The 21351-nt window shown below is 65.2% G+C and carries 18 protein-coding genes; 6 read left to right on the forward strand and 12 right to left on the reverse strand.

Annotated elements, in window-relative coordinates; genetic code table 11:
• Positions 1-38: 38 nt before the first annotated feature.
• The 6 genes from BRAGE_RS0124100 to ltnD all read right to left on the reverse strand — a co-directional run bounded on the left by BRAGE_RS0124100 (position 39) and on the right by ltnD (position 9487).
• Positions 39-1235 (reverse strand): efflux RND transporter periplasmic adaptor subunit, encoded by a 1197-nt coding sequence (locus BRAGE_RS0124100; RefSeq protein WP_027558626.1) that lies wholly within the window; start codon positions 1233-1235, stop codon positions 39-41.
• A complete protein-coding gene (locus BRAGE_RS0124105; protein WP_027558625.1) occupies positions 1222-4401 on the reverse strand; it encodes an efflux RND transporter permease subunit in 3180 nt (1059 codons plus the stop codon). The genes BRAGE_RS0124100 and BRAGE_RS0124105 overlap by 14 nt, the downstream gene beginning before the upstream one ends.
• Before the next feature lie 246 nt (positions 4402-4647).
• Complete coding sequence (locus BRAGE_RS0124110) at positions 4648-6339, reverse strand: methyl-accepting chemotaxis protein (RefSeq protein WP_027558624.1); 1692 nt, start codon at positions 6337-6339, stop codon at positions 4648-4650.
• A gap of 165 nt (positions 6340-6504) precedes the next feature.
• A complete protein-coding gene (gene otnK / locus BRAGE_RS0124115; RefSeq protein WP_027558623.1) occupies positions 6505-7779 on the reverse strand; it encodes a 3-oxo-tetronate kinase in 1275 nt (424 codons plus the stop codon).
• Positions 7776-8558, reverse strand: a complete 783-nt coding sequence (gene otnI, locus BRAGE_RS0124120) for a 2-oxo-tetronate isomerase (protein WP_027558622.1) — start codon at positions 8556-8558, stop codon at positions 7776-7778. The genes otnK and otnI overlap by 4 nt, the downstream gene beginning before the upstream one ends.
• An 11-nt stretch (positions 8559-8569) precedes the next feature.
• The gene (gene ltnD, locus BRAGE_RS0124125; protein ID WP_027558621.1) at positions 8570-9487 is read right to left on the reverse strand and encodes an L-threonate dehydrogenase; all 918 of its coding nucleotides are present in this window, start codon (positions 9485-9487) and stop codon (positions 8570-8572) included.
• Positions 9488-9589: 102 nt separating this feature from the next.
• On the opposite strand from ltnD, the gene BRAGE_RS0124130 reads away from it, so the two are divergent.
• Positions 9590-10276 (forward strand): aldolase, encoded by a 687-nt coding sequence (locus BRAGE_RS0124130; protein ID WP_027558620.1) that lies wholly within the window; start codon positions 9590-9592, stop codon positions 10274-10276.
• 181 nt (positions 10277-10457) lie between these two features.
• Here BRAGE_RS0124130 and BRAGE_RS0124135 read toward each other — a convergent pair whose 3' ends face one another.
• The 6 genes from BRAGE_RS0124135 to BRAGE_RS0124160 form a co-directional block, all read right to left on the reverse strand.
• Positions 10458-11162: an ABC transporter ATP-binding protein gene (locus tag BRAGE_RS0124135; RefSeq protein WP_027558619.1), complete on the reverse strand. Its 705-nt coding sequence runs from the start codon at positions 11160-11162 to the stop codon at positions 10458-10460.
• Positions 11146-11877 (reverse strand): ABC transporter ATP-binding protein, encoded by a 732-nt coding sequence (locus tag BRAGE_RS0124140; RefSeq protein WP_027558618.1) that lies wholly within the window; start codon positions 11875-11877, stop codon positions 11146-11148. The genes BRAGE_RS0124135 and BRAGE_RS0124140 overlap by 17 nt, the downstream gene beginning before the upstream one ends.
• Positions 11874-12857, reverse strand: a complete 984-nt coding sequence (locus BRAGE_RS0124145; protein WP_027558617.1) for a branched-chain amino acid ABC transporter permease — start codon at positions 12855-12857, stop codon at positions 11874-11876. Before BRAGE_RS0124145 ends, BRAGE_RS0124140 begins: the two co-directional genes overlap by 4 nt.
• Positions 12857-13690, reverse strand: coding sequence for a branched-chain amino acid ABC transporter permease (locus BRAGE_RS0124150; protein ID WP_231164374.1), 834 nt, complete (start codon positions 13688-13690; stop codon positions 12857-12859). The genes BRAGE_RS0124145 and BRAGE_RS0124150 overlap by 1 nt, the downstream gene beginning before the upstream one ends.
• Before the next feature lie 199 nt (positions 13691-13889).
• Positions 13890-15134 (reverse strand): ABC transporter substrate-binding protein, encoded by a 1245-nt coding sequence (locus BRAGE_RS0124155; protein ID WP_027558615.1) that lies wholly within the window; start codon positions 15132-15134, stop codon positions 13890-13892.
• An 88-nt stretch (positions 15135-15222) separates the two neighbouring features.
• Positions 15223-16038: a putative hydro-lyase gene (locus BRAGE_RS0124160; RefSeq protein ID WP_027558614.1), complete on the reverse strand. Its 816-nt coding sequence runs from the start codon at positions 16036-16038 to the stop codon at positions 15223-15225.
• A 119-nt stretch (positions 16039-16157) separates the two neighbouring features.
• Here BRAGE_RS0124160 and BRAGE_RS0124165 point away from each other — a divergent pair, with 119 nt between their 5' ends.
• From BRAGE_RS0124165 to BRAGE_RS0124185, 5 genes are all read left to right on the forward strand, one after another.
• Positions 16158-17075, forward strand: coding sequence for a LysR family transcriptional regulator (locus BRAGE_RS0124165; protein WP_027558613.1), 918 nt, complete (start codon positions 16158-16160; stop codon positions 17073-17075).
• A gap of 32 nt (positions 17076-17107) precedes the next feature.
• A complete protein-coding gene (locus BRAGE_RS0124170; RefSeq protein WP_027558612.1) occupies positions 17108-18358 on the forward strand; it encodes a Zn-dependent hydrolase in 1251 nt (416 codons plus the stop codon).
• A gap of 12 nt (positions 18359-18370) precedes the next feature.
• A complete protein-coding gene (locus BRAGE_RS0124175) occupies positions 18371-19282 on the forward strand; it encodes an NAD(P)-dependent oxidoreductase (protein ID WP_027558611.1) in 912 nt (303 codons plus the stop codon).
• Positions 19283-19294: 12 nt separating this feature from the next.
• Positions 19295-20368: a malate/lactate/ureidoglycolate dehydrogenase gene (locus BRAGE_RS0124180; RefSeq protein ID WP_027558610.1), complete on the forward strand. Its 1074-nt coding sequence runs from the start codon at positions 19295-19297 to the stop codon at positions 20366-20368.
• Positions 20369-20533: 165 nt separating this feature from the next.
• A complete protein-coding gene (locus BRAGE_RS0124185; protein WP_027558609.1) occupies positions 20534-21175 on the forward strand; it encodes a suppressor of fused domain protein in 642 nt (213 codons plus the stop codon).
• Positions 21176-21351: the final 176 nt, after the last annotated feature.

Consider the following 21351-nt stretch of genomic DNA (forward strand, 5'->3'; position numbering starts at 1 on the left):
CCACCCTACGAGACTGGCGTCCGGGGCACGAGACCGCCTCAGCTCTTCGGCTGCTGCTTCTCCGACGCCGTGGCCGGCTTGCCGCCGGCGCCCACGACCCGCACCGCATCGCCGTCGGAGAGGCCGTCCGGCGGAGCGGTGATGACGCGGTCATCAGGGGCAATGCCCGAGGCGAGCTCGATCTCGCGGCCGAGGTCGCGGGCGATGGTCACGGTTTTGAACAGCACCTTGTCGTCCGCGCCGACGGTCGCAACCCGCAATCCGCTGCCGTTGAAGATCAGGGCGCTGGCGGGGATGCTGAGCGGCGCAGTGTCGCGCTGCAGGTTCAGCTTCACGCTGGCATAGCCGCCGGGCATCAGTTCGCCGGAGGAGTTGTCGAGGCCGAGCTGCATGCGCGTGGTGCCCGAAGCAACATCAACCGCTTGGGATGAGGCTTCCACCGTCGCCTGGAAGGTCCGGTTCGGATACTCCGGCAGCGCGATGGTGGCCTTGGCGCCGATCTTGATCGCCGGCACGTAGTTCTGGGGCACGTTGACATAGACGCGCAGCTTGGTGATGTCGGACACCACGAACATCGCCGGACCCGAGCCGCCACCGGCATTGATCAGCGCGCCGACGTCGGTGTCGCGCGAGGTCACCACGCCGTCGAACGGCACCGTGATCTTCTTGTAGCCGGCGAGCGCTTCGAGCCGCTCGACATTGGCCTGGCCCGACTTGACCGCGGCGTTCTTGTTGGAGAGGTCGGCGGTACGCTCGTCGATCTCCTGCGCGGAGACGAAGTTGGAAGCGACCAACGTCTTGCGCCGGTTCAGCGTCGCCTCCGACAGCCTGGCGCTGGCCTGCTGGCTGGCGAGGTCGGCGCGGGCCTGGAGCAGTTGCTGGTCGAGGTCCGGCGCCTCGATCTCGGCGATCACCTGCCCTGCCTTGACGCGGGCGCCGATGTCGGCGCTCCAGCTCTTCAGATAACCTTGGACACGGGCAAAGATCGGAGCGCGGTAATAGGCCTCCAGCCGGCCTGGCAGATCGATGGTCGCATTGAGGGACTTGGCGTTGGGCAGGGTCACTGCAACGCTGGGGACGGCCTGGTCGTCGGTCCATTCCTTCAGCTTGGAGCCCTGCTCCTCGCGGGCCCGGATGCCGGTGCCGACGGCGAGGCCTGCCGCGATCAGCGCCACCACGCCGAAGATGCCCAGTTTCCGGTGCGACACCGGGGAGCGAGGTTCAGTGGGCGACATGCGGGGTCTCCGATGAGGCGGCGGCTTTGGCGCCTTGTTTCTTGTTTACCATACTGAACACCACGGGAACAAACATCAGCGTGGCGAAAGTTGCAAAGATCAGGCCGCCGATCACGGCGCGGCCAAGTGGCGCATTCTGCTCGCCGCCCTCGCCCAGGCCTAAGGCCATCGGCGCCATGCCGATGATCATGGCCAGCGCGGTCATCAGCACCGGGCGGAACCGGACGAAGCCTGCTTCGCGCGCGGCCGCGACGGGATCGCCGAGCTCCTCGTAGCGCTCGCGAGCAAAAGAGATCACCAGCACGCTGTTGGCGGTGGCAACGCCCATGCACATGATCGCGCCTGTGAGCGCCGGCACCGACAGCGTTGTCTCCGTCATGAACAGCATCCAGACGATGCCGGCGAGCGCGGCCGGCAGCGCGGTGATGATCACAAACGGATCGGACCAGGACTGGAAGTTCACGACGATCAGGAAGTAGATCAGCACGACGGCACCTAACAGGCCGAACAACAGGCCGGTGAAGGCGCTGTTCATGGTCTGCACCTGGCCTAGCAGCACCACGGACGAGCCCTTCGGCACGTCCTTGGCGGTGTCGGCGATCACCTTGCGGATGTCGGCGGCGACCGCGCCGAGATCGCGACCCGAGGTCGTCGCGAAGATCTGCACCATCGACTGGATGTCGTATTGCGACACCACCGCGCTCGAGGTCGAGCGCTTGATGTCGGCGATGCCGCCGAGGATCGGCGACTGCGAATTGCCTGCTGCCGTGATCGGCAGCGTCTGCAGCGCGCTGAGCGAGTCGATCTGATATTGCGGCGTCTGCATCACGATCGAATAGGACACGCCGTTGTCGGGGTTGAGGTAGTAGGTCGGCGCGACCTGCGAGGAGCCGGCGAGATTGACCACGAGGCTGTTGGTGACGTCGCGCTCGGTCAGGCCGACATATTGCGCGCGGGTGCGGTCGACGTCGATGTTGAAGGTCGGATTGTTCGGCGATTGCTGGATGCGCGCGTCGGCAACGCCCGGGATTTTGCGGACCTTGGCCAGCAGGTTGTTGGCATAGGCGAAGTTGGCGTTGATGTTGGCGCCGCGGATCTGCAGGTCGATCGGTGCCGGCGCGCCGAAATTCAGGATCTGGCTGACGATGTCGGCGGGCAGGAACGCAAAGCTGACGCCGGGGAACAGCCGCGGCAGCTGCTCGCGCAGAATCTTCACGTGCTCCTCGGTCGGCTTGTGGCCTTCCTTGAGCTTGATCTGGATGTCGCCGTCCTGCGGGCCGATCACGCCGGTGTTGTTGTAGGTCATGTTGATGCCGGAGATCGGCATGCCGATGTTGTCGGTCATGGTCTCGATCTCGCCAGGGATCAGCTTGCGCACCGCCTTCTGCACGTCGGCGAGCTGGTTGGCGGTCTCCTCGACGCGGGTGCCCACTTGCGTGCGAACATGCATCAGGATGTTGCCGGCATCGACGGCCGGGAAGAAGTTGCGGCCGAGGAACGGCACCAGCGCGAAGGAGGCCCCGACCACGCAGAGGAAGCCGATCACGAACACCGCGCGGTGCGCCAGCGCAAGGCCAAGGAAATCATGATAGCCGCCGCGAATGCGCTCGAACCGTTTCTCGAAACCACGCTGAAACCAGACGAACGGATTGCGCGATTTCGGCGGCTCGCCCTCATGATGGACATGCGCCTGCAGGAGGTAGTTCGCCATGGTCGGCACCAGCGTGCGCGACAGGATGAACGACCAGATCATCGCGAACATCACCGCTTCCGCCATCGGCACGAACAGGAAGCGCGCGACGCCGGTGAGGAAGAACATCGGCACGAACACGATGCAGATGCAGAGCAGCGAGACGAAGGCCGGCGTCACGATCTGGTTGGCGCCGTCGAGGATCGACTGCTCGACCGGCTTGCCCTGCTCCAGATGGTAGTTGATGTTCTCGATGGTCACGGTGGCGTCGTCGACGAGGATGCCGACCGCGAGCGCAAGGCCGCCGAGCGTCATGATGTTCAGCGTCTCGCCGATCGCCGACAGCATGATGATGGCGCCGAGAACGGAGAGTGGGATCGACACCGCGATGATGATGGTCGAGCGCCAGCTGCCGAGGAACAACAGGATCATGACGCTGGTGAGCAGCGCGGCGATCACGCCTTCGAAGGCGACGCCCTCGATCGCGCCGCGGACAAACACCGACTGGTCGCCGATGAAGCCGATCTTCAGCGCATCCGGCAGCTGATCCTTGACTTCGATCACCTTCTGCTTGATGCCGGCGATGATGTCGAGCGTCGAGGTCGCGCCCGCCTTCAGCACCATCATCAGCACGGAGCGGTTGCCGTCGACATGGACGATGTTGGTCTGCGGCGGATTGCCGTCGCGCACGGTCGCGACATCGCGGACATAGACCATCGCACCGTTGACGGTGCGGATCGGCAGATTGCCGAGCTCGTCGATCTTCAGCGGCGAGTTGTTGAGCTGGATGTTGTACTCGAACTGGCCGATCTTCTGGGTGCCGACCGGCGTGATCAGGTTCTGGGCTGCGAGCGCATTGGCGACGTCCTGGCCGGACAGGCCGCGGGCCTGGAGCGCGGTGGGATCGAGGTCGATCTGGACCTGGCGCTGCTTGCCGCCGAACGGATAGGGGATCGCCGCGCCCGGCACGGTGACCAGCGGCGTGCGGAGCTGGTTGATGCCGATGTCGGCAAGGTTCTGCTCGGTGAGGCCCTCGCCCGACAGCGCCACCTGGATGATCGGCACGGTCGAGGCGGAATAGTTCAGGATCAGGGGCGGCGTCGCGCCCGGCGGCATCTGCTTGAGCAGCGTCTGCGAGATCGCGGTGACTTGCGCGTTGGCGGTGCGGATGTCGACGTTCGGCTGGAAGAAGATCTTGATGATGCCGAAGCCGTTATAGGAGTTGGCGGTGATGTGCTCGATGTCGTTGACCGTCGTCGTCAGCGCGCGCTGGAACGGCGTCGTGATGCGGCCGGACATCTGGTCGGGCGGCAGGCCGGTGTACTGCCAGACCACACCGATCACGGGGATGCGGATATCAGGGAAGATGTCGGTCGGCGTCCGCAGCGCCGCCAGCGGCCCGATGATGAGCAGCAGGAGCGCGAGCACGACAAACGTGTAGGGTCGGCTCAGGGCAATACGGACCAGAGCAATCATTCTCAGGTAATTCCAAATCAGGGGACACGGGAACACGCCCCTACGGTTCCTAGCGCTGATTTACCTGAACACCGCCGAAATGGCTAACCACGGCGCGTTACGAGGCGGTCACTTCCCTGCTATCGCACAGCGAAATCGCATTCCAGATATGCAGCGCTCGCCCGGAAGAAGATCGAAACGGCTTACCCCGACGTAAAAAAGCGGCGCCCGCGGGCGCCGCTTCCACGATTTCCACGGCCTCGCGCCTCAGGCAGCGCGGACGTTGGTCAGGAATTTGCTGACCTCGGTCTTGAGCCGGCTCGAATCGTTGGACAGCATCTGCGCCGCCGACAGCACCTGCGAGGAGGCCGTGCCGGTCTCGGTGGCGCCGCGCTGCACGTCGGTAATGTTCGACGAAACCTGCTGGGTGCCCTGCGCCGCCTGCTGCACGTTGCGGGCGATCTCCTGGGTCGCGGCGCCCTGCTCTTCCACCGCAGCCGCGATCGCCGACGAAATCTCCGAGAGGCGCTCGATGGTCGAGGAGATCTCCTTGATCGCGCCGACCGAGTCGTTGGTCGCCGCCTGGATGCCGGAGATCTGCTGGCCGATCTCGCCGGTCGCCTTCGCGGTCTGCTCGGCCAGCGCCTTCACTTCGGACGCCACCACGGCGAAGCCGCGGCCGGCTTCACCCGCGCGCGCCGCCTCGATCGTGGCGTTGAGCGCCAGGAGGTTGGTCTGGCCGGCGATGGTGTTGATCAGCTCGACGACGTCGCCGATGCGGGACGCCGCCTTGGAGAGCTCGCTGACGCGCTCGGTGGTGGCGCGGGCCTGGCCGACGGCATCGCCCGCCATCCGCGCCGATTCCTGCACCTGACGGCTGATCTCGCCGACCGACGAGGCCATCTCCTCGGTCGCCGAAGCCACCGACTGCACGTTGGTCGAGGCTTCCTCCGAAGCTCCGGCAACCGTGGTCGCAAGCCGCTGGGAGCGGTCGGCAGTCGAGGTCAGCGTCGAAGCGGAGGCCTCTAGCTGGGTCGAGGCCGACGACACGGTCTGGACGATCTCGCCGATCATCGATTCGAATTCGCGGGTGATGTTATCGACGCGGCGGCCGCGCTCGATCTTGGCTTCGGCATCGGCCGCGGCAGCCTCGTCGGCGGCCTTCTTGGCGATCAGTGCCTCCTTGAAGATCTGGAGCACGTCGGCCATGGCGCCGATCTCGGTCTTCTCGCCGCGATGCGGGACCTCGGCGGAGAGGTCGCCCTTGCCCAGCGCCTGCATCGGCAGGGTGATCGAGTTGATGCCGCTGGAGACGTCTTGGACCAGATAGAAACCGACGCCGATGCCGACGATGACGGCAGCACCGAGGATGATCGAAAGCAGCATGAAGGCGGAGGCATAACTGTCGCCCGCGTCCTGCGCTGCCTGATCGCCGCCCTTGGTGTTCAGCTCGATATCCTTGGCCAGGATGGAGTCAGCCTCGAGCCCGATCTTGTTGACCGTCTTGGTGTTCAGCTCGTGCGCCTCGTGGGGGATCTTGCCGGCCTCCTGGCGCGACAGCGCCATGACTTCCTGGGTACCCTTCTTGTAGGCCTCCCAAGACCTGGACCACTGGTCGTAGAGCGCGCGCTCCTCCGGCGAGGTGATCAACGCCTCATATGTCTTGCGGAACTTGGTGTTGGACTCGACGACGGTCGCAAGCGTCTTCTCGGCCGCGAGCTTCTCTTCCAGCGTTTCCGACAACATGTGCTCACGGATCACGTTGCGGTAGGTGATCACGCCGGCACGCAGATCGCCCAGCACCCGTACGCTCGGCATCCAGCTCATGGTGATGTCGACCGTATTGGCGTTCATCGACCGCATCTTCATGACGGCGAGCAGGCCCATGCCGGCCATCGCGACCAGCAGGAACGCCACGACACTGATGATCTTGGCGCGGATGGAAATCTTGGCGAGCATAAGCGGTCTCTTTGCGTTGGCGCGGCGGCGCGTCCGGAAATGGTCATCAACCAAACGGTGCGGCGCCGATATCCAACAACAAGGCGACTGAGCAGTGGTTAACTACGACTCCGCACAAGTACGGAAACCGAAAGAAATGAACGAGGGGCTAAGAATGCTCTGCGCTCAGCGCATGAGCCTAAGCGCATCGGAGAAAAACTCCGCGCCGCCGAAATTTCCGGACTTCAACGCGAGCAGCATATCGCCGCCAGCACCGACCGCGCGCAGCACCGGAACGCCCGCGGCGATTTCCACTCCCACGAGAAACCCGGGAATTCTCAACCGGTCAACGACCGCGCCGGATGTCTCGCCACCGGCAACGACCAAGCGCCGGACACCTGATTTAACAAGGCTTTCGGCGATATCGGCCATCGCCTGCTCGATGGCATGGCCCGCCGCGTCGCGGCCGTGACGCGCTTGAAGCGCGGCGACCTGATCGGGTGTCGAGCTCGATGCGATCAGCACCGGACCTTCGGCCAATCGCGGCCTTGCCCAGTCCAGCGCACGCTGCGCCTCGCCCGCTTCCGTAAGAATACGGTCCGGATCGAGATGAAGCACGGGCATGACCTTTTCGGCATTCGCGATCTGCCGAAGCGTCGCCTGCGAGCAGCTTCCGGCAAGGCAGGCCGCCGGTCCGCCGACCGCGGCACCGGCCTCTGCGCTCGTCGCTGCCGATTTGACCTTGCCGGTCGACACCAGCGCCCGCGCCAGCCCAAGGCCGATGCCGGAGGCGCCGACCGACAGCCGATGTCCGGCGGCGACGAGGCCGATGGTCTCGAGGTCACGGTCGAACACGGCGTCGATGATCGCTGCCCCAATGCCCTTGCCCGCGAGCTCGGCCAGCCGCGCCCGCACGGCATCCGCGCCGCGCGTCACGGTGGCGAGATCGACGAGGCCGATTTGGGTCCGGCTCTGGCGCGCCAGCACGCGCACCAGGTTGGAATCGTGCATGGGGTTGAGCGGATGGTCCTTCAGCGGGCTCTCGTTCAGCGGCACCGCGCCGACGAAGAGGTTGCCCTGGTAGACGGTGCGGCCGGTCTCGGGAAAGGCCGGCGTCACCAGCACGACGCCCTCGCCGCCATCGGCGCGTAAGGCATCCATCACCGGGCCGATATTGCCGGCATCGGTGGAATCGAAGGTCGAGCAGATCTTGAACAGCACATGGCTCGCGCCGCGGCCCCGCAGCCATGCCTCCGCCGCACGCGAGCGCGATACGGCAAGGCCAGCCTCGATCGAGCGGCTCTTCAGCGACACCACGACGGCATCGACATCGGGGAGCGCGAGGTCGTCGGCGGGAATGCCGATGGTCTGGACGGTCCGCAGGCCCGCGCGCGTCAACGTGTTGGCGAGATCGGAGGCGCCGGTATAGTCGTCGGCGATGCAGCCAAGCGAAAGCGTCACGGCTTCACTCCAGCGTAAGGCTTGAACCAGGCGAGCCCATCCGTGGTCTTGCCGCGCGGATTGTATTCGCAGCCGACGAAGCCGGGATAGCCGAGCCGGTCGAGCTCCTCGAACAGGAACGGATAGTTCAGCTCCTCGCCGTCGGGCTCGTTGCGCGATGGGATGCTGGCGATCTGGATATGGCCGATGATCGGCATCATCTCGCGCAGTCGCATGGTGACGTCGCCATGAATGATCTGGCAGTGATAGATGTCGAACTGGAGCCTCAGGTTCGGAAGCCTCAACTCCTGGATCAGGTCGCGCGCGAAGCCGAAATCGTTGAGGAAATAGCCGGGCACGTTGCGGGAGTTGATCGGCTCCAGCACGATATCGATGCCGTGCGGGGCGAAGAACTCCGCGGCCCAGGCCACCGATTTGTAGAAGGCCTCGATCGCGACGCGCTCGCCGCGGTTGGCGATGCCGGCCATCAAATGCAGGCGCTTGACGCCGGTTGCCTTGGCGTAAGGCAGCGCCGTCTCGAGGCTCGCCTTGAGATCATTGAAGCGCGAAGGGAGCGCGGCAAAGCCCTTCTCGCCGGCATTCCAGTCGCCCGGCGGCAGGTTGAACAGCGCCTGGGTCAGGCCGTTGCGCTTGAGCCGCTCGCCGACCACCTCGGCCGGATGCTCGTAGGGAAACAGGAACTCGACGGCGGTGAAGCCCGCTTGCGCAGCGGCATCGAAGCGGTCGAGGAACGGCACCTCGGTGAACATCATCGAGAGGTTGGCGGCGAAACGGGGCATTGGAGATCCTCTTACTTGTCGCCGGGAAGCTTGACGCCGGTGACCTGCGCATACATGCGCGCCACCGAGGCGTCGTCGTCGCGGCCCATGCCGGCGGCTGCCGTCATCAGGAACATCTGAAGCGCGGCCGCGGAGACCGGCACCGGGAACCTGGCACTGCGCGCCATATCCTGGATGATGCCGAGGTCCTTCACGAAAATCTCGACGGCGCTGCGCGGCGTGTAATCGCCGTCGAGCACATGCGGCATGCGGTTCTCGAACATCCAGGAATTGCCGGCGGAGGCGGTGATCACCTCGTAGACCTTGCGGATGTCGAGGCCCTGCTTGGCCGCGAATGCCATCGCTTCCGACGCGGCGGCGATGTGCACGCCGGCGAGCAACTGGTTGATCATCTTGAAGGCGGCGCCCTGCCCTGCGGCATCGCCAAGCTCGTAGAGTTTTGCGGCCATGGCATCGAGTGCCGGCCGCGCCTTCGCGAAGGCCGCCGCACTGCCGGAGGCGAGGATCGTCAATTCGCCCTGCGCGGCGCGCTGCGCGCCGCCCGAGATCGGCGCGTCCAGATAGTGCCGGCCGGTCGCCTCGAGCTGCTTTGCGAGGCGCCGCGCCACGTCCGGATCCATGGTGGCGGAGGAAATGAAGACGCCGTCCTTTGGCAGGGTCTCGGCGACGCCGTCCTTGCCGAACAGGATCGCTTCGGTCTGCGCGGCATTGACGACCACGCTGACGACGATGTCGGCGCCCTTGGCCGCCTCGGCCGGCGTCTTAGCGCCCGCGCCGCCGTCCTTCACGAAACGCGCCACAGCGTCCGCCGAGACGTCGCAGCCGGTCACGGTGTGGCCGGCGCGCTTCAGCGAGGTCGCCATGCCAAATCCCATCGAGCCGAGCCCGATGACGGCGATGCGCTGATTTTGTGACGTGGAGGCAGACATGCAACTGACCCTTGAACGTTTCCCGAATAGCCGCCCTTTGCGGCGACTTGGCAACCGAATAACACGGCTTGGCCGCGCTGCCAAAGCGTGAGACAAGCGGGCATGACGGCCATGAGAACTGAAACGAGCCACGAGACAAGGCTGCGTGAGGATATCTGCCGGTTCGGACGGTCCCTGTTCGAGCGCGGGCTGACGCCGGGCTCCTCCGGCAATATCAGCGTGAGGCTGGACGGCGGCGGCTGGCTGGTGACCCCGACCAATGCCTCGCTCGGCTTCCTCGATCCGGCAAAACTGTCCCGGCTGGATGATCAGGGCCGGCTGGTATCGGGCGATGCGCCGACCAAGGAAGTTCCGCTGCACACCGCGCTCTACGACACGCGCGGCAGCGCACGCGCGATCGTGCATCTGCACTCCACCCATTCGGTCGCGCTCTCGATGCTACCCGAGATCGACCCGCGCGCCGCGCTGCCGCCGATGACGGCCTATTACCTGATGAAATGCGGCGCTACCGCGCTCGTGCCCTATTACCGCCCCGGTGATCCCGCGGTGGCGGATGCGATCAAGGGCCTGGCGGGAAAATACTCATCCGTGCTGCTCGCCAATCACGGCCCGGTGGTCGCGGGCGACACGCTGGAAGCGGCGGTGTTCGCGACCGAGGAGCTGGAGGAGACGGCGAAGCTGTACCTGCTGCTGCGGGGGATGAACCCGCGGTATCTGTCGCCGGAGCAGGTGAAGGATCTGGTGAAGGTGTTCGGGGTGAGCCTGCCGGAGCATGGGCACGAGCACTAGCGCCGTGGTGTCATGGGCGGGTTAACGCCGCGCCCCCACCGCTGTCATTCCCCGCGAAGGCGGGGAATCCAGTACGCCGCGGCCTCTCCGTATTCCTCTGACGTCTCTGGAATACTGGATCGCCCGCCTTCGCGGGCGATGACACCGAACATGTTGCGCCAGCGCGCCCAACGTTCCGCGGCTACAGCCCCAGATACGCCTTGCGCACGTCCGGATTGCCCTTGATCTCGGCCGACGGGCCCTGCATCAGCACGCGGCCGGTTTGCAGGATGTAGGCGCGGTCGGCGATCTCGAGGCACTCGGCCATGCGCTGCTCGACGATCAGAACGGTCATGCCGGCGTCGCGGATGCGTTTCACGGCCTGAAAAATCTCGTCGACCAGTTTCGGCATGATGCCCTGCGAGGGCTCGTCCAGCATCAACAGCCGCGGACGCGTCATCAGGGCGCGGCCGATGGCGAGCATCTGCTGCTCGCCGCCGGAGAGCGTCTCGGCGCGCTGCTCGAGACGCTCGGAAAGACGCGGAAACAGGTTGAAGACCAGGTCGAGCGGCCCCTCGCGATTCGCCTCGCCGCGATAGAGGTAGCTACCGAGGCGGAGATTGTCGCGCACCGACAGGCGCGGGAACAGGCGGCGGTTCTCCGGCACATAGGCGATGCCGGTGGCCGTGATGTGGTGCTGCGCCATGCCGTCGAGGCGCTTGCCGTCGAACGTCACCGTGCCCGAGCGCGGACGCTCGGCGCCGGCAATGGATTTCAGCAGCGTCGACTTGCCCGCGCCATTGGCGCCGGCCACGCAGACGATCTCGCCCTTCTGGACCTCGATCGAGACCGCGGAGATCGCGACCAGGCCCTGATAGGCGGTCGTGACTTCATGCACGCTGAGCATGACGATCTCCCAGATATGCGCTGATCACCTTGGGATCGCGGACGACATCGACGGGCTTGCCCTCGACCAGCACCTTGCCGAGGTCGAGCACGATGGCGCGGTCGACCAGCGGCATCACGATCTCCATGACATGCTCGACCATCAAGACGGTGATGCCGGCATCGCGCACCTTGCGCACCAGCGCCACGCCAGTCTGCGCCTCGGTCGGCGTGAGGCCGGTGAGGACCTCGTCGAGCAGCAGCAGTTTCGGTTCGGTCGCGAGCGCGCGCGCGACTTCGAGGCGGCGCTTCTCGGCCGGCACGAGATCGCTCGCGAGCACGTCGGCGCGCGCAGCCAAACCGGTGAACTCCAGCACCTCATGCGCCTTGCGGCGCGCCTCGCGCATCACGGTGTTGCGCACGAGCGCACCGACGATGACGTTGTCGATGACGCTCATGGTCTCAAAACTCTTGACCACTTGGAAGGTGCGTCCGACGCCGCGTTGGCAGCGCGCGGCCGCCGGCATGTGGGTGACGTCCTCGCCGTCGAACCAGATCGAGCCTTGCGTCGGCGGCAGCACGCCGGCGATGAGATTGAACAGCGTCGACTTGCCGGCGCCGTTGGGGCCGATCAGGCCGACGATCTCACCGCGCCCGACCGAGATCGAGACATCGCTGTTGGCGACGAGGCCGCCGAACCGCTGCCAGACGCCGCGGGTTTCAAGGAGCGCGGTCATCGCGTGGCTCCCTTCGCTTTTGCGCGGGAGAACAGGCTGACGAGTCCCTGCGGCAAGGCCAGCGAGATCGCCACAATCAACGCACCATAGACGATGAGGTCAACACCGCGGCCGGAACCGCCGATATAGGACCGCGTCAGCTCCGTCATCGGGATCAGGATGGCGGCGCCAAGCACCGGACCCCAGAGGGTCCCGATGCCGCCGAGCACGGCCGGCAGCGCCATCAGCAGCGAGAACTGGAAGCCCATGACGCTTTCAGGATCGATATAGGCCAGGAACTGCGCGTAGAAGGCGCCGCCGATGGCGACGAGGAAAGCCGAGACCGCAGCCGCCCCCATCTTGGAGTTGAACACGACGACGCCGAGGCTTTCGGCAGCTTCCGGATTGTCCTTCACCGCGCGCCACCAAAAGCCCCATTTGGAGTCTTCCAGCCACCAGGTGACGAACCAGGCGAGGCTGCACAGCGCCAGCGCGAAATAGAAGTACGGCAGCTTGCTGCGCAGGAACTGGAATTTCAGCCAGCTGTCGCCGCGCACCGGAATGGTGATGCCCATCGCGGCGCCCGCCCACTCCCAGTTCTGGAACAGCAGCAGGCCGATCTCGGCGATGACGATGGTCGCAATCACAAAGTAATGGCCGCGCAGGCGGAAGAAGGGATAGCCGAGCCCCATCGCGATAACAGCCGCGATCACGCCGCCCGCGAGCATGCCGAACCAGGGCAGCACGCCGAACTTGGTGAACAAGAGCTCCGTGGTGTAGGCGCCGATGCCGAAATAGAGCGCGTGGCCCAGCGAGATCTGACCGCAATAGCCGGACAGGATGTTCCAGCTCTGCGACAGCGCCGCATACATCAGGGTCAGGATCAGGATGTTCTGGACGTAGACGTCCTTGATGAACAGCGGCGCGAGCGCGGCGAGGGCTGCCAGCACCGCGGCGATGATGAGGTCGCGGCGGCGCCGCGCGGCAAAATTCTTGTCCATCACATCGACCCGAACAGGCCGCGCGGCCGGATGAAGACGACGAGCAGATAGACCGCATAGATGCCGACCGATTTCAGCGAGGGCGGCAGCACCAGCGCGGTCGTGGCCTCGACCAGGCCGACGATGATGCCGCCGGCAAAGGCGCCGAACACGCTGCCGAAGCCGCCGAGCGCCACCGTGACATAGGCGATCAGCGCGAAGGATGCACCGACGTCGGGATAGATGTAGAAGAACACCGCCATGATCGCGCCGGCGAGGCCGACCAGCGCGGCGCCGAGGCCCCAGCCGAGCGCAAACACCCGGTTCTTGTCGATGCCGACCAGCGCGACCGCGCCGGGATCTTCACGCGTCGCTTCCAGTGCGCGGCCGAAATCGGTGCGGTGGATGAAGAAGTAGAGGCCGGCGAAGGCCGCGATCGACACCAGCGCGCCGATCAGCTGCGGTTCCGGCAGGAAGATGCCGGCGATCGACACCGTCTTGCCGCCGAGCCAGGACTGCGGAATGCTGCGATAGTCCGGCGTGAAGAAGAACTGCGCGAGGCCGCGCATGACGATGGCAAGGCCGAAGGTCGAGAAGATCTGCACCATGCCGGCATTGGCCTTGGCCCGCATGGCGAAGCGTACAATCAGGAGGTAGACCACCGCCCCGAACACGAACAGCGCCGCGGCGACCAACGGCGCCGACAGCAAGGGGTCGATGGCGAAGAACGCGAACAGGAAGAAGCTCGCATACATCGCGATCATCAGGAACTCGCCATGGGCGAAGTTCACGACGTCCATCAGGCCGAAGATCAGCGCGAGGCCGACCGCGATCAGTCCATAGAGCAGGCCCATGAGAAGGCCGCTCGCGAGACTCTGGATAATGGCTTGGGCTGTCACTGCATCGTCCCCCACACTCAGACCTCATCCTGAGGAGCGCGCCCCCGGCGCGCGTCTCGAAGGATGGCCCACCCTCGTCCTTCGAGACGCGGGCTGCGCCCGCTCCTCAGGATGAGGGTGGGAGCTAGCGTCGTTGCTCCCGTTCTCCGAAGTCTTACTTCATCGGCCAGGTCGCTTCGGCGATCGCGGCCTGCGGCGGGAAGATGGTGACGAACTTGCCGCCGATATATTGCAGCAGCACCGGGTCGGCGTCGTTGTTCTGGCCCATCTCGTCGAACTTGACGCGCTTCCAGGGCATGATGGTCTGCTCGCCCGGGATATCGGTTGCCGCCAGCGCATCGCGGACCTTCTCGCCGTCGGTCGACTTGGCGCGGTTGATCGCATCCGCCAGGATGATCAGGCCCATGAACTGGCGCGAGGTGAGGTCGTTGAAGTCCTTGCCCGAGCGCGCCTTGAACATCTCGTTGATCTTGCCGACCATCGGGCGCTTCTGCGCGAGGTCGAGCGAGAAGGTGCCGCGCGAGATCACGCCTTCGAGCTTGTCACCGACGGCGTCGTACAGCGCCTTCTCGGAGAAGCCGGCGTCCTGCGCCACGATCGCATTCGGCTTGTAGCCGAGCTCGGCCATGGTCTTGACCAGCAAGATGCCGTCGGTGGTGTAGCTCGACGGCATCAGCACGTCGGCGTTGGCGGTCTTGAGTTGCTGCACCTCGGCCGAGAGCGAGGGCGAGTTGGCGCGGTACTTGATGTCGGAGACGATCTTGTAGCCGCGCTCGCCGGCGATCTTGGCCTGGGCGTTGCCGGAGTCGGTGCCGAAGATGGTGTCCTCGTGGAACAGCGCCAGCGTCTCGATCTTGGTGCCCTTCTTCTTCATGGCATCGAAGAAGTCGAACATCGCGGCCGAGTACATCTCGTCATGCGGCGCGGCGCGGAAATAGTACTTGAGGCCGCGGCGATGCAGGCTCGGCGAGGAATTGTCGGCGGAGACGAACGGTATCTGGTAGCGTTCGCAGATCTGGCTGACGGTGACGGCGACCGCGCTCTGATAGGTGCCGATGATGGCGCAGACCTTCTCCTGCGTGATCAGGCGCTCGGCCTCGGCGCGGCCCTTCTGCGGATCGGCCTGGTGGTCGGCGAACACGAGGCGCACCTTGGCGCCGCCGAGGCCGGACAGGCCCTCGCCCTTGGCCAGCGGCAGATCGAAATCGGTGTCCTTGTTGATGACCTCGAGCGCGGTCTCATAGGCCTTCTGCGCGTCGACGCCCTGCTGCGCGCTGCCGCCGGAGAACGGATAGATGACGCCGATCACGACTTCCGAGGTCTGGGCGCGTGCGGCGAGCGGCACCAGCGCAGCAGTGGCGGTGGCACCTAACAGCACGTCGCGGCGAGTGATCGTCATGGCAAAGTCCCCTGTTACGAATTTCGACTGTTCGAATGAAGCGATTGGCGGTTAGCGTAAAGCCCGAAGAAGCAGCAAACGCTGCCTCCTAAATCACGGCCATGGTCCTGTTCTTCAGATCCGTCACCAGCATCAGGCCAGGCGAATGCGTGATCGCAAACGGAAGCTTCGCGGCATTGATCACCGATTGCGGCGTCACGCCGCAGGCCCAGAACACCGGGATCTCGTCGTCGGCGACGGGCACGGGATCACCATAGTCGGGCTTGGCGATGTCCTTGATACCGATCAGGTGCGGATGGCCGAGATGCACGGGCGCACCGTGCACGGCGGGATAGCGCGAGGTGATCTGCACCGCGCGGATCGCGTCCGCCGGCTTGAACGGACGCATCGACACCACCATGGGACCGGCGAACGGACCGGCTTCGCCGCAGGCGATGTTGGTGCGGTACATCGGGACGCGCACATTGTGCTCGATGTGGCGGATCGGCATGCCTTCATCGAGCAAAGCCTCTTCGAACGAGAAGGAGCAGCCGAGCACGAAGGTCACGAGGTCGTCGCGCCAATAGCTAGTCACGTCGGTCGGCTCGTCCACCACCTCGCCGTCGCGCCAGACGCGGTAGCGGGGAACGTCGGTGCGGATGTCGAGATCGGCGCCGAGCGCCGGAATGTGCGGACTGCCGACATCGGACATGCCGATGATCGGGCACGGTTTCGGATTGAGCTGGCAGAAGCGGTGAAACGCGCTGGCATATTCGGCCGGCAGGATCGCCAGATTGCCCTGGACGAAGCCGGGGGCGATTCCGGCGGTGGAAGCGACCAGCCCCTCGCGGTAGGCGAGCCGGGCCTTGCGGCTCGGGAGCGTGTCGGGCGTTTCAGTTTGCTGCGCTGCCACTAAAACAGTCATTTGATCGACCTGCCTATGAACTCGACAAGCACAGCCAACATCAAGCATACTATAAAGTCTAATCGTCCTTTCTAATCGATATCGATAAAACTGTTTTATCGATCGGGAAAATCCTTCCAATGCTCGACTTCAGGTCGATCGAAACCTTCCTCTGGGTCGTGAAGCTCGGCAGCTTCCGGGGCGCTGCTGCGCGGCTGAATACGACCCAGCCGGCGATCTCCCAGCGCATCGCCCAGCTCGAGCGCGAGATGGGCGTGAAGCTTCTGAACCGGGATCACCGCGTCGCCTCGCCAACCCCGAGCGGGCGGCAGATGATGGTCTATGCCGAGAAGCTGATCGGCCTGCGCGCCCAGATGATGGCGGAGATCGGCGACCGCTCTGCGATGCGCGGCGTGATGCGTCTCGGTGTCGCCGAGACCATCGTGCACACCTGGCTGCCGCGCCTCGTGAAGAGCGTGAACGAGATCTATCCGAACCTGTCGCTGGAGATCGAGGTCGACATCACGCCGAACCTCACCGCCCGGCTGCTTGCGCAGGAGATCGAGCTGGCGTTTGTGGTGGGACCGCTGTCGGCCTCGGGCGTGCATAATCGCGTGCTTGCCGATTATCCGATCGGCTTTCTCGCAAGTCCCTCCCTCGGCCTCGGCAAAGGTCCGGTGACGCCGGCGGAGCTCGCGCGGTTTCCGATCATCACCTTCCCGCGCAAGACCAAGCCGTACGAGGTCGTGCGCGAAGTGTTCGACCGGCCGGAGCTGCCGCCGATCCGGCTGCATGCGTCCGCCTCGCTCGCGACCGTCATCCACATGGCGGTCGAGGGACTCGGCATCGCCGTGATCCCCGACGCTATCGTCGAGAACGAACTCGCCGACGGACGGCTGCAACTGCTCGACACCGATCTCGCCATCGCGCCGCTGACCTTTACCGCGAGCTGGCTCGCCTCGCCCGACGTCGTCGCGGTGGAACGCGTCGCCGAGCTTGCACGGCAGATTGCGCAGAGGAGCCTTGCGGTTGACGCGCCCGCGCTGGCGGGTCATTGAAAAAGGCGCCGGACAAAAGAGAGAACGACCGCATGAGCCGAGCCGCCACCAATCTGCAAATCGATTCCGCCCGTCTCTGGGGCTCCATCCACGAGACCGCGCAATTCGGCGCGACGGCCAAAGGCGGTGTGAAGCGGCTGACGCTGAGCAGCGAAGACAAGCAGGTGCGCGACTGGTTCCGCAAGGCCTGCGAAGAGGCCGGCCTCGAAGTGCACACCGATGCGCTCGGATCACAGTTCGGTCTGCGCAAGGGCCGCGACATGTCGAAGCTGCCCGTCGGCATCGGCTCGCATCTCGACACCCAGCCGACCGGCGGCAAGTATGACGGCATTCTGGGGACGCTCGGCGCGCTGGAAGTGATCCGCACGCTCAACGACGCCGGGATCGAAACCGAGGCGCCGATCTGCGTGGTCAACTGGACCAACGAGGAAGGCTCGCGCTTTGCGCCGGCGATGATGGCCTCCGCTGCTTACGTCGGCGATTTCACCACCGACGACATTTTGTCGCGCAAGGATATCGAGGGCACGACCGTCGGCCAGGCGCTCGACAGCATCGGCTATCGCGGCGACAAGCCGGTCGGCTTCCAGAAGCTCGGCTGCTTCGTCGAGCTGCACATCGAGCAGGGTCCGATCCTGGAGGCCGAAGGCAAGACCATCGGCGTGGTCGATTCCGGGCAGGGCGTGCTCTGGTACGACGGCAAGATTTCCGGCTTCGAGAGCCATGCAGGCTCGACCCCGATGCCGCTGCGGCGCGATGCGTTGGCGACGCTCTCCGAGATCGTGCTGGTGATGGAGGCCATCGCCAGGAAGCACGGGCCGAACGCCGTCGGCACCATTGGCGAGGCCGTCATCGCAAATCCCTCGCGCAACGTCATCCCCGGCGAGATCGCCTTCACCATGGATTGCCGCAGCGCCGATGGCGCCATCATGGACGCGCTCGATCGCGATCTGCGTGCCGCGATTGCCGAGATCGCCGCGCGCCGCAAGGTCGACGTGAAGATTGATCTCGTCTGGCGCAAGCCGCCGACGCATTTCGATCCCAAGCTGATCGCGGCGGTCGAGAACGCGGCCAAGACGCTCGGTTATTCCTCCCGCCGCATCACCTCCGGCGCCGGCCATGACGCCTGCAACCTCAACACCGTGATGCCGGCGGCGATGGTGTTCGTGCCCTGCAAGGACGGCATCAGCCACAACGAGCTGGAGGACGCCACGCAGCCCGACTGCGCCGCGGGCACCAACGTCCTCATGCATACCGTGCTGGCGATCGCCGGCGTCGCGTCCTGATCGGAGAGAGCCATGCGCGGAGTTTTCGTCGACGCCAACGAAGCCCTCGCCGTGATCATGGAGCGGCTGGAAAGGCCCGGTGATCCCCAGGTGCGGATCCACCGGGATCCCGATATCAAGCCCGAGCAATACCCCGAAATCCTCGACGGCGCCGAGATCGCGATCGTCGACCACACGGCGCTGCCGACCGAGGTCGCGAAGAAATGCGCCGGCCTCAAGCACGTCGTGTTCCTCGGCACTGGCGCGCGCAGCTACATGAACCCGGAGGAGCTCGCCGAGCTCGGCATCTCCGTGCACCTGATCAAGGGCTACGGCGACACCGCCGTCGCGGAATCGGCGATCGCGCTGATGTGGTCCTCCGCCCGCGTCATCGCGATGATGGACCGCGAGATGCGCGCCGGCAATTGGCTGCGCGAGGACGGCATGCAGCTCACCGGCAAGACGCTCGGCCTGATCGGCTTCGGCGGCATCGCCGCGGAAGTTGCGCGCATCGCGTCCGGCTCGGGCATGAAGGTGATCGCCTGGAACCGCTCGCCGAAGACCTATCCCGGCATCGAGTTCACCGATCTCGATATTGTGCTGGCCAGGAGCGACGTCGTGTCGCTGCACCTGTTGCTCAACGACGAGACGCGCGGCATGATCACCCGCGAGAAGATCGCGAAAATGAAGCCGGGCGTCATCCTCATCAACACCGCCCGCGGCGCGATCGTGGACGAAGCCGCGATGATCGACGCGCTGAAGTCGGGCCATATCCGCCATGCCGGCCTCGACGTCTTCAACATCGAGCCCCTGCCCGCGGACCACCCGCTGACCAAGATTTCGAACGTGACGCTGTCGGCGCATTCGGCTTTCCGCACGCCGGAGGCGAGCGAGAACCTGATTGAGGCGGCCTGGGTCCACTGCCGCCGGATCGTGAAAGGATAAGAGCAAACAACAATGGCCGACTACCGCACCATCAAGGCAGAGCCGCTCACCAACGCCATCCATGCCATCGTCAAGGCCGGCGGCTCCTCGGACCGCGAGGCCGAACTCGTCTCCACCAACCTCGTCGAGGCCAATCTCAAGGGACATGACTCGCACGGCGTCGGCATGATCCCGCGCTATGTCCAGAGCGTCACCAACGGCGGCCTCGCCGTGAACTCGCACGTCAAGATCGTGCTCGACACCGGCCCGCTTCTCACCCTCGACGGCGTCACCGGCTACGGCCAGGTGATCGGCCACGAGGCGATGGAGCTGGCGGCCGAGCGCGCCAAGCGCAACGGCGTGTGTCTCGTCGGCCTCTCCAACTCGCACCACATCGGCCGCATCGGCCACTGGGCCGAGCAGTGCATCGACCACGGGCTGGTGTCGATCCACTTCGTCAACGTGATCTCGCGCCCGATCGTGGCGCCCTGGGGCGGCAGCGACGCCCGCCACGGCACTAACCCGTTCTGCGTCGGCATCCCGCGCAGGGGCAAGGACCCGATCGTGCTCGACTTCGCCACCAGCAGGATCGCGCAAGGCAAGACCCGCGTCGCGCACAACAAGGGCGTCGAGCTCGAGCCCGGCACCATCATCGACAATGAAGGCAAGCCGACCACCAATCCGCGCTACACCGTGATCCCGCCGCACGGCGCCATCCTGCCGTTCGGGGAGCACAAGGGTTCGGGGCTCGCGCTGGTGTGCGAAATCCTCGGCGGCGCGCTCTCCGGCGGGCAGGTGGTCAAGGGCCCGTCCGACGGCAAGTACAACGTCCTCAACGGCATGCTCTCGATCGTCATCGATCCGAGCAAGCTCGGCACCGGCGAAAACCTCGCACGCGAAGTCGAGAGTTTTGTTGCCTGGCACACCGGCTCGCCTCCCGGCCCCGGCGTCGACAAGGTCAAGATCGCCGGAGAACCCGAGCGCGAGACCAAGACGAAGCGCCTCGCCGAAGGCATCCCGGTCGATCCGACCACCTGGCAGGAGATTCTGGAGGCCGGGAAGAAGTTCGGGCTGGATCAGGCGGCGATCGAGAAGATCGCGGGCTGACCGAACGAAGCGCATCGCTGAGAACAGCCCGGCCGAATGCACTATCGCGCAAGAAGGTCTGGACTAAAGCGCATCACCGCCGCCCTCGTGGAGCGGATTTGAACCGGCCCGCGTCGTCTCGCGACAACGCGGATATCCCGGTCCACATCCGCCCCCGAGGTTCACATGTTCTCCCGTCTTGCAAAGCTCATGTCCGGCCCGAGCGAGCCGTCACCCGTAGCCGACCTCTATCGGCATCGGCTCGCGATCTACGAAAGCAAGCTTGGCGAGCCCGAGCACAGCTTCACCGACAGCGCGGAGCGCCGCATCGACATCCACGCCTTTGGCCGCGATTTCGTGCCGGTCTGCCAAGAGGGATCCGACGAAGGTTATGTCCTTCTCACCAACGGCATGAGCGAGCAACGGATGTCGGGCGTGCATGGGGACGCAAAGCCGCGCGCCGAGCTGATGTGGTACGTCCGCGAGCCGACAGAGGAGATCTGCGCCAATCTGCGCTGGCTGGCCAATCTGCCGTTCATCGACACGACCTGGTTCGGCTTCGGCCATCGCGTCGCGCTGCCGTGGCCGCCGGTTGCAGGAACGGACTTTCAGACGTTCTTGTTTCTCACGCCGATCATCGGCCCGGACAAGAGCATCGCTCAGGCACTGGAAATCGCAGGCGATCCGGTGGAGATCCTCACCGTGAACCTGATCTCGCATCGGGAGCTCGGGCTGATCAAGTCCAGGGGGCTCGATCCGTTTCTCGACCTGCTCGACGAGAACGACTATCCGCCGATCTTCGATCCGGCCCGGAAGTCGTATGTGTAGGGTGCGCCCTTCCTTCTCCCCTTGAGGGAGAAGGAAGGCATAGGCGGCTTCGGCCGCCGTTCTTAAGAACGCCGATGCTTCGCATCGGCTACGGCGCCGGATGAGGGGTTCTCTCTCCGCGAGCAATTCTACGACTGATAGGTCTGCATCTGCGGAGACAGACCCCTCACCCGTCT

Origin of the sequence: Bradyrhizobium genosp. SA-4 str. CB756 (genome assembly GCF_000473125.1) — a bacterium.
In the GTDB taxonomy this organism is placed as follows: domain Bacteria; phylum Pseudomonadota; class Alphaproteobacteria; order Rhizobiales; family Xanthobacteraceae; genus Bradyrhizobium; species Bradyrhizobium arachidis.